At 36.3% G+C, this 10631-nt stretch carries 7 protein-coding genes and 1 other RNA gene; 6 read left to right on the top strand and 2 right to left on the bottom strand.

Annotation, left to right across the window (positions count from 1 at the left end):
• The 3 genes from mdh to rpe all read left to right on the top strand — a co-directional run.
• A partial coding sequence (gene mdh / locus ABIZ51_05560) for a malate dehydrogenase (protein MEO7088242.1) occupies positions 1-858 on the top strand: 858 nt, incomplete at its 5' end.
• Between the two features lie 61 nt (positions 859-919).
• Complete coding sequence (locus ABIZ51_05555) at positions 920-1360, top strand: retropepsin-like aspartic protease (GenBank protein MEO7088241.1); 441 nt, start codon at positions 920-922, stop codon at positions 1358-1360.
• A gap of 99 nt (positions 1361-1459) precedes the next feature.
• Positions 1460-2119, top strand: a complete 660-nt coding sequence (rpe, locus tag ABIZ51_05550; protein MEO7088240.1) for a ribulose-phosphate 3-epimerase — start codon at positions 1460-1462, stop codon at positions 2117-2119.
• A gap of 321 nt (positions 2120-2440) precedes the next feature.
• Here the strand turns inward: rpe and ABIZ51_05545 are convergent, their stop codons facing one another.
• Positions 2441-3664 (bottom strand): NAD(P)-dependent oxidoreductase, encoded by a 1224-nt coding sequence (locus ABIZ51_05545; GenBank protein ID MEO7088239.1) that lies wholly within the window; start codon positions 3662-3664, stop codon positions 2441-2443.
• Between the two features lie 81 nt (positions 3665-3745).
• Here ABIZ51_05545 and ssrA point away from each other — a divergent pair.
• The 3 genes from ssrA (at position 3746) to ABIZ51_05530 (ending at position 8018) form a co-directional block, all read left to right on the top strand.
• Positions 3746-4113: a transfer-messenger RNA gene (gene ssrA, locus ABIZ51_05540) on the top strand.
• A 208-nt stretch (positions 4114-4321) separates the two neighbouring features.
• On the top strand, positions 4322-5245 hold the full coding sequence (locus tag ABIZ51_05535; GenBank protein ID MEO7088238.1) for a class I SAM-dependent methyltransferase: 924 nt from the start codon (positions 4322-4324) through the stop codon (positions 5243-5245).
• A gap of 523 nt (positions 5246-5768) precedes the next feature.
• Positions 5769-8018: a nitric-oxide reductase large subunit gene (locus ABIZ51_05530; GenBank protein ID MEO7088237.1), complete on the top strand. Its 2250-nt coding sequence runs from the start codon at positions 5769-5771 to the stop codon at positions 8016-8018.
• 340 nt (positions 8019-8358) lie between these two features.
• On the opposite strand, the gene ABIZ51_05525 is transcribed toward ABIZ51_05530, so the two are convergent.
• A partial coding sequence (locus ABIZ51_05525) for a gliding motility-associated C-terminal domain-containing protein (protein ID MEO7088236.1) occupies positions 8359-10631 on the bottom strand: 2273 nt, incomplete at its 5' end.

The following is a 10631-nucleotide window of genomic DNA, read 5'->3' as shown; positions in this document are numbered from 1 at the left end:
GTGCTGATAGACATCAAAGAAGGCGTTGCCGAAGGCAAAGCACTTGATATTTGGCAAGCCGCTCCGATAAATATGTATAACTCGCACACCGTTGGATACACCAATGATTACGCAAAAACAAATGGATCGGAAGTAGTTGTGATTACTTCTGGATTACCACGTAAACCAGGCATGAGTCGTGATGACCTTATCGCTACCAATGCCGGAATTGTAAAATCGGTTACCGAAAATATTATTAAACATTCGCCAAACGCAAAAATTATTGTGGTTTCCAATCCATTGGATGTAATGACGTATTGCGCATTTTTAACAGCAAAAATAGATTCTTCGCGTGTTTTCGGAATGGCAGGAATACTTGATACTGCTCGCTATCGTGCATTTTTGGCAGCAGAATTAAATGTTTCTCCAAAAGACATTCAAGCTGTTTTGATGGGCGGACATGGCGACACCATGGTTCCATTGCCACGCTACACAACCGTTGCAGGAATTCCAGTTACTGAATTAATCAGCAAAGAAAAATTGGATGCTATTATAGATCGCACCAAAAAAGGCGGTGGCGAATTGGTAAATTTAATGGGAACTTCCGCTTGGATTGCTCCTGGAGCTGCGGCTGCGCAAATGGTAGAAGCGATAGTACGCGACCAAAAAAGGATTTTTCCTTGCTGCGCTTACCTAAACGGAGAATACGGAATGAAAAATATTTATTTGGGCGTTCCTGTCGTTTTAGGAAAAAATGGAATCGAAAAAATCATCGAATTGCATTTGAATGCGGATGAGAAAAAATTATTGAGTGAGTCTGCTACTGCTGTGAAACAAGTAATGGAAGTATTAGACAATATGAATACTGTTGCAAAATAATTTCAAAAAATAATTTTAAAAAAGCATTCCGTTTTGGGATGCTTTTTTTATTTCTATACCAATGACAACAAAAATTCCTATCATCATTTTAAACATCGAAAACGAAGGTTTTCATTTGCTTATCAATGTAAAAATAAATAACAAAAAAGCTTCACTAATCGTTGATACAGGAGCTTCTTCTACTGTTTTGGACAAAGAAAAAATTAAAAAATTTGCCGATAAAAAAAAGTTTATTGATAACGATAAACTTTCTACCGGATTGGGCACCAGCAGTATGAAAAGCAAAAAAACAATTCTCGAAAAAATAATTTTCGGAACACTCGAAGTAAAAAAATATCCTACCCTCCTACTCGATTTATCGCACGTAAATAAATCTTACAAAAGCATCGGATTAAAGCCGATTGACGGAATTTTGGGAAGTGATTTGCTTTTAAAATACAATGCTATTATTGATTACAAAAAGAAAATTTTAATCCTCACAAAATCTTCTTCCAAAAAATAATTTTTCGAGATTTTACTATTCATTAATTAGAGAAAAATCGTTTCGTTTTTTTGATTATTTTTGTGTTTCAAATTTTACATCTCAAAAAAATATTTTTTCATGACACCAATTATTATTGCTCCTTCCATCCTTTCAGCCGATTTTTCGGATTTGAAAAAAGACATTGAAATGGTAAATAATAGTGCAGCCGATTGGTTTCATTTGGATGTGATGGACGGCGCTTTTGTGCCGAATATTTCCTTCGGGTTTCCTGTTATCAAAGCCATTCGCAAGCATGCAAAAAAACCGTTAGACGTGCATTTGATGATTGTAAAACCCGATAGGTTTATTCCGAATTTTAAAGAAGTAGGCGCGGATATTTTAACCGTTCACCTCGAAGCCTGCGTTCATTTGCATCGCAGCATTCAAGCTATAAAATCAGCGGGAATGAAAGCTGGAGTGGCAATAAATCCGCATACTTCTGTACATTTATTAGAAGATGTAATTGCTGACATTGATTTGGTTTGTGTGATGTCGGTAAATCCAGGTTTTGGCGGACAAAAATTTATTGAGAATACCTATTCAAAAGTGCTTCAATTAAAAGAAATGATTACACGAAAATCATCACACGCAAAAATAGAAATTGATGGTGGCGTAGATTTAAAAAACGCTGAAGCATTACTAAAATCAGGTGCTGACGTGTTGGTTGCCGGAAATACTGTTTTCTCATCTGCCAATCCTACAGAAACAATTTTGCAATTAAAACAAATCGGAAAATAAATTTTTCGTTTCAAAAAAATATTTTTTTGAACGCATTATTTGTGCTTTGAAAAAATAATTTTTCAACTGTATTTTCTTAATTTCTTTTTTCTTGAAAAGGGCAAACAAGCAGTGTTTGTTTGAGACAGTTCGTGTGGGAGAAAACAAAAATTCAAGGCTTTGTTTTCTCATTTCATTTTAGCTTCCTGAAAGCTATTCGTGGGGTGATTTCCTCACACGTTCGGAAATCCCAATCTCATCACGCTTTCATTTTGCAAAAATTTTTTTTCGAAATCAGATACCGTTTTAAGACGTCCGAAAAAATATTTTTTTGAATCTTAATTACTTCATCAATTTATTCACGCCTGCATAATCGCTGAGATAATCAAAATGCGGCATTAATTTTCCGTCTTTTGTAATGGTAGCGCGCTCAATAATTTTTTCGTTATCATCGCCCAATAAAGATGGGAAAACACGTTCTACTAAATCATTTCCAAAACCATCAGAGGCATCGCGCGGCAATTCGCAAGGCAAATTATCAACAGCCATAACAGTTACAGAATGTTTACTAAAAGGAATATCCAATTTTTCCGTCATCGGATTGTAGCCATAAAAAGGTTCGTCAATCGTACTTGCTTTCAACGTACTTGGCACAGAACCATCCATATCACAAGTAATATCGGCAATTACACTGATGTGGAAATTGGGCGATTTCATATCTTCTTTCGTAAACATTTTCGGTGAGCGCGGATCCCAATAATGCGCAGAAATAAGCATATCCGCTACTTTCGTGAAGGGTAAAAAAGTAGAAAAATATTTTTCTGGGTGCTCAAAAAAATCTTTTAATGTCCAAGAAGATCCGTCTTTTGCTTCGTGATAATCTTTCGAATGCAACTGACAATAAACAGGTTCGCGGTACGAATGATGTAAAAATTCGTAGGGCGTAACTTTGCGAATTTTCAAAGCGCCGAGTGTTTCGATGACTCCATTCGCCACGCGACCGCCACCAGTTAACACAATTTTTATATTCGGTAATTTAACCCGTTTTAATTCTTCTTCTAATTCCGATTTATCGCGACATTTATTGGCAGCTTTTAGATGAAACAAATCGTATTTTTTTCCGTAACCCAAAATTCCGTTGTAAGCGCCAACAATTCCAGCATATCTGCCGAAACCAATGATACGATTGTGTTCGTTATCGGTGAGCGCTTCGTAATCAATCATCTCAATTTTTTTGTCGATAAAAGCGTGAATTAATTTCTGATTGTGTGCTTGTTTTTTGATTGTATGCGAAAAGAAAAAATATTTTTTTCCGGCAATTAATTCTGAGATGGGAACTTCTTTCACACCCATTAAAATATCGCAATTACTCACATCTTGCTGAAGTGTTAATCCGAATGCTTTATATTCTTCATCGCTGTAACATCTTATTTCGCTGGGCTGAATGTAAATTTCCAAATCAGGATATGCCAATACTAATTTGCTGCATTCGAGCGGAGTTAAAGGCACGCGCTTATCAATAGGTATTTTTCGCTCACACAGAATTCCGATTTTTATTTTGCTCATAAAAATTAATTTTCCGACAAAAGTATAACAAAATAGAAAAGAAGCGGTACTTTTACGTCTTACAACGTTGTTTGAAATCATGGGGCTGACAGGTTTTGACAGCAGGATGAATGAATAAGTAAGCATGCCGAGCGTTGTGAACATGGCTCGATAATCCTAATTCTCACATTTCTAAACGGCGAGTCTAACTACGCCCTTGCTGCTTAATACCAAGTATTAAGTTAGCAATACTTCCCGGGAAGCTTTTCTTTTCAGCGTCCCGAAAGAAGTACCGAAAATGAAAAGATAGCGCAAATTAGCTTCGACTTTGCGTGAAATTAAAGAAGATAAGTTTGCACTTGGCTCGCATTTTTGCCGGCTGCATTCCGAAAACTAAAAAAATGCTACGTATGTAGAAAGCTTATTAATTCCTTGTTTGGACGAGGGTTCGAATCCCTCCGGCTCCACTTATTAAAACCGTATTTAGCTAATTAAAAGCTGATTACGGTTTTTTATTTGACTATTTAGTCCACATTTAGACCAAAATCAATCTGTAATCTCAGAAATATTTTTTTGCACTTTTATTTTTTTCTTAATAGGCTTTTACTTATAGTATTACACCTGCATTCCGATTTTTTGTTTAAGTTTGCGCCTCACATTATAAAAAATAAAGAAAACATGGCAGTACAAAGTGATTTAGATGCTCACTATACCGTAATGGATCAAATATTCCGTTACAGTCTCGGCGACAGAGGAGCTTACAGCGGCGCCCGATTTGATGGTGACTTTTCCATGACCCTTGAAGCGGCACAGGAGAAAAAGCACAAATTTATAGTTGATAACTTAAATATTAAAAAGGGCTCAAAAGTGCTTGATATGGGCTGTGGTTGGGGCGCCTTTATTGATTACATGAATAATATGGGCGTGAATACTTATGGCGCAGTGCTTGCCAAAGGTCAAGCCGATGCCTGCATAAAGAACGGCATGAACGTAAAGCACATGGATACCAAACTTATAACCCCCGAAACCTTTGGAAAGTTTGATGCTGTAACTGCTATGGGTAGCCCTGAACACCTGTGTTCGGTGGAGGAATACAAAGCGGGAAAGCAGAAGCAGATTTATGAAAAATACATTAAACAGGTTGCCGACCTGCTGCCTATCGGTGGACGATTTTATTGTCAAACAATGGTATTCGGTCCCAACATGGTAAAATTTGAAGACATACCTTTCGGTAAAACCGATATTTATAAGAAAGAATTCACGAATGAAGAGCTTATGGATATTATCTGCGATGTGTTCCCCGGTTCCTGGCTCCCTTACGGCAGCGAAGGAATTATTGAACCCGCCAAAAAATACTTTAAGCTCGTACATATTGACAGTGGACGGCTCGATTATATGGAAACCATTGATAGATGGTCGGCTGCCTTCACCAAACCATCGCTTAAGAAATACCTCTATTTTAGCACCCTTATTCCAAGGTATCTGACAAAGAAATCGTTCCGCGATTTTATTCAACGCTGGAAAACCGATGCTAACTTAATCATATTCGACAGGAAGATATTCGAGCATTATAGGATGGTATTTGAAAAGGTAAGTGATTAAGGAAAATAATTTTTTGTGGCTTTGTATGTTGCATGAAGTGCAACAAAAATTCTACAAAGATTGAAATGCGTGTAATGATGTAAGAAAACGCACTTTTGCAATAGAGAGTGAGAAAATACTAATTCAAAAATAAGACTTTAACCTAAAAACTAAGTGTTTCTACTTTTTTTAATTTGTTAATTATTTGATTCGATAATGACATGGTTTGCTCCACTTCGAGGGAAGAATTGCTAAAAAAGCATTCTTCCCTTTTTTGTTTCCTTTAGATTCTTTAAATAAGCTCTCAAACTTGCTAATACTTGAAATTCTTGTACCAAAGAGTTTGCAAGCTTGTCAGTAGAGTCCACCATAATAGCAACTGTGAAATATGTAAATTATTCTCATAAATATACAACATCTCAAAGATTGCATGCTTTTACATTTGCTTCTATATTCATTGTTTTAACCTATCGCATATCAAACTCTATAAAACGTTAATTTTTTTTATTAATGATGATTGTCTTAACTAACAAATAGCCTTATAATGAGCCGACAAAAAAAACTTTGGATTGTATTTTTTTTTGTAATTATAGCCTCGTTCTCTGTTTTGGGTTTCTTTGGCTATGAAATATATCAACAAGCTCCCCCTATTCCTGAAAAAATAGTAACCACCAATGGTAAGGTTCTTTTTACTGGTCAAGACATTAAGGATGGTCAAAATGTTTGGCAAAGTATGGGCGGTCAAGAAGTCGGTTCCATTTGGGGACATGGAGCTTATCTTGCACCTGATTGGACGGCTGATCGTTTGCATCGTGAAGCTGTCATCATTTTAGATGAATGGGCGATAAAAATGGGTGCAATTTCATATAAAGCCTTAGATATAGAGAGCCAAGCAGCTTTAAAGGCTCGCCTCAGTAAGGAATTGAGAACAAATACATATAATAAAGTTTCAGGTGTTATAACTGTTTCAGAAATCCGTGCTTATGCTATTGAAGATTTGAATGGATATTATTCCGGACTTTTTATGGCTGATACTAGTTTTAATAAACTACGATCAGATTATTCCATAGCAAAAAATACCATCAAAGATATTAGTCGTATGCGTAAAATGAATGCTTTTCTCTTTTGGGCATCTTGGGTTTGTGTTACTGAAAGACCAAACAGTTCTATTAGTTATACCCATAATTGGCCACCTGATAAATTGGTAGGCAATGTAGTTACGGGAGATCTCGTCATTTGGACTGGATTTAGTGTTATTATGCTCTTGATTGGAATTGGCATTCTCATTTTTTATCATACAAAAACAAAAGTAGAAGAAGTCTTAGAATTACCAATTGAAGATCCGTTAATGAATCAAAATATTACGCCTTCCATGCGGGCAGTAGAAAAATATTTCTCGGCTATTAATATTCTTATATTGATACAAGTAGCGATGGGAATTATTACAGCACATTATGGTGTTGAGGGTAATTCAATTTATGGTTTTCCATTGTCAACTATTTTACCTTATTCTGTTACCCGTACCTGGCACGTCCAACTTTCTATTCTTTGGATTGCCACAGCCTGGCTTGCTACGGGACTATATATCGCATCTTCCGTGTCAGGAAAGGATCCTAAATTTCAAAAGTTAGGTGTAAATATTCTCTTTGTCTCCCTTTTAATTATTGTTGCAGGCTCAATGATTGGTGAGTGGTTTGGCATTATGCAAAAGTTGGGGCTAATAGAAAATTTCTGGTTTGGAGACCAAGGATATGAGTATGTTGATTTGGGTCGTTTTTGGCAATGCTTTCTTTTTGTTGGACTACTTCTCTGGTTGACATTAATGATACGTCCCTTATTACCAGTTATTAAAAAAGGGACAGCAGAAAAAAGTCTACTAACTTTATTTTTAGTTTCCTGTACTGCAATTGCATTGTTTTATGGAGCTGGATTGATGTGGGGCAGACAAACTAACCTTTCCATTGCAGAATATTGGAGATGGTGGGTAGTACATCTTTGGGTGGAAGGTTTTTTTGAAGTATTTGCCACTGTAGTATCGGCATTTCTTTTTGTGCGCTTGGGTTTGTTAAAGGCATCCGTAGCCACGGCAAGTGTATTTGTTGCATCTATTATTTTTCTTTTTGCTGTTATTTTAGGACTTTTCCATCATTTGTATTTTACGGGTGCACCAACTATGATAATTGGTTTGGGGGCAACCTTTAGTGCGCTTGAAGTTGCGCCGCTGGTAATAATTGGCTTTGAAGCCTTTCATAATTATCATTTAAGTACGGCTAAAGAATGGTTGATTGATTACAAATGGCCTATTTATTTTTTACTTTCAGTTTCGTTTTGGAATTTTTTGGGAGCCGGTATTTTTGGATTTCTGATCAATCCGCCGGTAGCACTCTATTACATGCAAGGATTAAACACAACTGCCCTACATGCGCATACCGCTTTATTTGGTGTTTATGGCATGTTAGGGATTGGCTTAATGCTTTTTGTTTTACGCAGCCTTTATCGAAAGCAGCAATGGAATAATAAATTAATTGGCTTTTCATTCTGGTCTCTTAATATTGGCTTGTTACTCATGTCATTTATGAGCTTATTGCCTGTAGGTCTTTTACAAACTATTGCGAGTGTAAATGAGGGAATGTGGTATGCGCGATCCGCTGAATTTCTACATCAGCCACACATGCAAACTTTGCGTTGGTTGAGAGTAGTTGGCGATATTGTTTTTACAGCAGGCACAATTTCGCTATTCATATTTGTTTTCAGTTTGAAAGTAAAAAAAAATAAATTGGAAACTAAGAATTAGCACTATCTGCGCCTCCGCTAAGTGTAGCGTCTCGCTACGCTTTTATTAATCGGTATCTTACCGATTGGTTTCAATAAAATAATGATTTATTTCTTTATTGGAATTTCGGAACTCTTCTTTCTTTTGTCTTACAAACAAAAGAAACAGAACATAAAAAAATATTTTTTCGAGTACTTCAAATTGGTCATTTTATTTTCCATGAAAAAATATTTTTCGAACTATAAATTGCGACATTTTTATAGAGGGCAAAAAATGATATAACAAATGTAAAGCAAAATAGATGCTTCGGAAAATTATTTTTTTGAATGTGATTTTACAGAGAAGATAAATTCTGTATCAGTTATTTTATAACTTCCAAAAAGCCTTTCTTTAGAGTTCCGTCAGGCAAGGTTAAAAGGTAATAATAAGTGCCTGAAACAACATCCGATGCTTCCCAATTATTTTGGTAACTAAGAGTCTGGTAAACAGTATTTCCCCAACGATTAAAAATTTTTAATTTGCATAGTGCAGGTAAATTTGTGATGAAAAAAGCATCGTTTTTACCATCGTTATTTGGTGTTATTACATTTGGTATTTGAATTTGCCCTGTAGTTGGAGGCGTAGCGCAATCTTTCACATAAACGGTAACTTTTGCACTATCAATCCCTCCTCCGCAGCTATCAGAACCAATAACAGTATAACTAGTAGTTGTTAATGGTTTCGCTATTACTGTTGTGCCTGTCGTACTATTTAGCTCAGTGCTTGGATGCCATAAATAATTACTACCACCACTTACTTTTAAAATACTCGAATCACCTAAGCAAATGCTATCAGGAGAAGCTATTGCAATTATTGTTGTAGTGTTTACAATTTTAAATTGAGCCAGCAATAAATTATCTCCTCCTGCATTCGTATTTTCAAAATAAGCACCGTCTCCAGGATTTACTGTTGGATAACCATTAACAATTTTTGCATCTCCTGTTAGCCAGACATTTGTTCCATCACTGGAAACATAGCTTCCATCATTTTCATTATCTACACCGTAAAAAGTTGCCCATTTACGAACTCCGGAAATGGAAAATTGCAATAGAAAAACATCTTCTCCTCCTCCTCCTAATGTTCCTTGAAAATAGGAATTACATCCCGCATTCATTGTTGGGAAATCTGTTGAACTTGTAGCTCCAGTAACCCACACATTTGCTCCATCACTGAAAATTGAAGTACCATTATCTCCATAAAAACTACTCCCACCATAATAAGTCGCCCATTTACGAACTCCAGAAGTGTTGAATTGCAAAACAAAAGCAGCTCCATAAGCACTTCCTGTTCCTTGAAAATATGCTCCAGCACCCGGATTAAATGTTGGAAAATCTGTTGAAGTTGTTTGCCCTGTTACCCACACATTTACTCCATCACTCGAAATAGACAAACCTTCATCTGAAACACTCCCACCATAATAAGTTGCCCATTTGCGAACGCCCGAAGTAGTAAATTGCAAAACAAAAGCATTTGAAGTACTTACTATTAATGTTCCTTGAAAAAAAGCTCCACCACCTGGATTAAAGGTTGGAAAATCTGTTGAACTTGTAGCTCCTGTTACCCAAACATTTGTTCCATCACTGGAAATAGAATTACCAATATCCCCACCACTCCCACCATAATAAGTCGCCCATTTGCGAACACCAGAAGTGTTGAATTGTAAAATAAAAGCATTTCCGCTACTTCCTAATGTTCCTTGATAATAAGCTCCGCCTCCTGGGTTAAATGTTGGAAAATTTGTTGAACCAGTTATTCCTGTTACCCACACATTTACTCCATCACTCGAAATAGACAAACCTTCATCTGAAACACTCCCACCATAATAAGTTGCCCATTTGCGAACGCCCGAAGTAGTAAATTGCAAAACAAAAGCATTTGAAATTCCTACTAATGTTCCTTGAAAATACGCTCCAGCTCCTGGATTAAATGTTGGGAAGTCTGTTGATCGTGCCTCTCCTGTTACCCAAACATTTGTTCCATCACTGAAAATAGAATTGCCAAAATCGTTACTACTCCCACCATAAAAAGTCGCCCATTTGCGAACTCCAGAAGTGTTGAATTGTAAAACAAAAGCATTATAATTAGCATTTCCTGTTCCTTGATAATAAGCTCCGCCACCAGGATTAAAAGTGGGAAAACCTATTGAAGTTTCATATCCTGTTACGTAAACATTTGTTCCATCACTTTGAATACTGGCTGGTTCTGTCCCTACATTTCCACCATAATAAGTTGCCCAAACCAACACAGGGTCAATAATTAATGTTTTGTGTTTATTGTAATTGTTTATAGCAAAACTTATTTCATTGTTTTTAATCATGTAGTTAGTTTCAATTCTGTTTTGCTCGTTTTCATCGGTATAACTTAAGGGAGTTCCTTCTGTAATTTTGCCCATAGGCGTATTTATTTTTATCGAACCATCGCTTTGCAATTCAGGTTTATCCGTCCATTTGTATTGTAATTTCAGTTGCGAAGCATCCGCTCCGGGATGTATTACAAAATTATATTTTATGCCGGAAGTCGCGTTGGTAAAAAGCACCCAGTCAATACCTGGATAAATATTTTTGATGGTAATTTTTTGATAGCTGCGTACATTTA

The sequence above is a fragment of the Bacteroidia bacterium genome, from assembly GCA_039924845.1.
In the GTDB taxonomy this organism is placed as follows: domain Bacteria; phylum Bacteroidota; class Bacteroidia; order DATLTG01; family DATLTG01; genus DATLTG01.
This window is presented reverse-complemented; position numbering and strand designations above follow the sequence as displayed.

Excerpts from the sequence above, each read along its gene's own strand:
- rpe (MEO7088240.1), top strand. The coding sequence starts at position 1,460 with ATGACACCAATTATTATTGCTCCTTCCATCCTTTCAGCCGATTTTTCG.
- ABIZ51_05545 (MEO7088239.1), bottom strand. The coding sequence starts at position 3,664 with ATGAGCAAAATAAAAATCGGAATTCTGTGTGAGCGAAAAATACCTATT.
- ABIZ51_05555 (MEO7088241.1), top strand. The coding sequence starts at position 920 with ATGACAACAAAAATTCCTATCATCATTTTAAACATCGAAAACGAAGGT.
- ABIZ51_05535 (MEO7088238.1), top strand. The coding sequence starts at position 4,322 with ATGGCAGTACAAAGTGATTTAGATGCTCACTATACCGTAATGGATCAA.
- ABIZ51_05530 (MEO7088237.1), top strand. The coding sequence starts at position 5,769 with ATGAGCCGACAAAAAAAACTTTGGATTGTATTTTTTTTTGTAATTATA.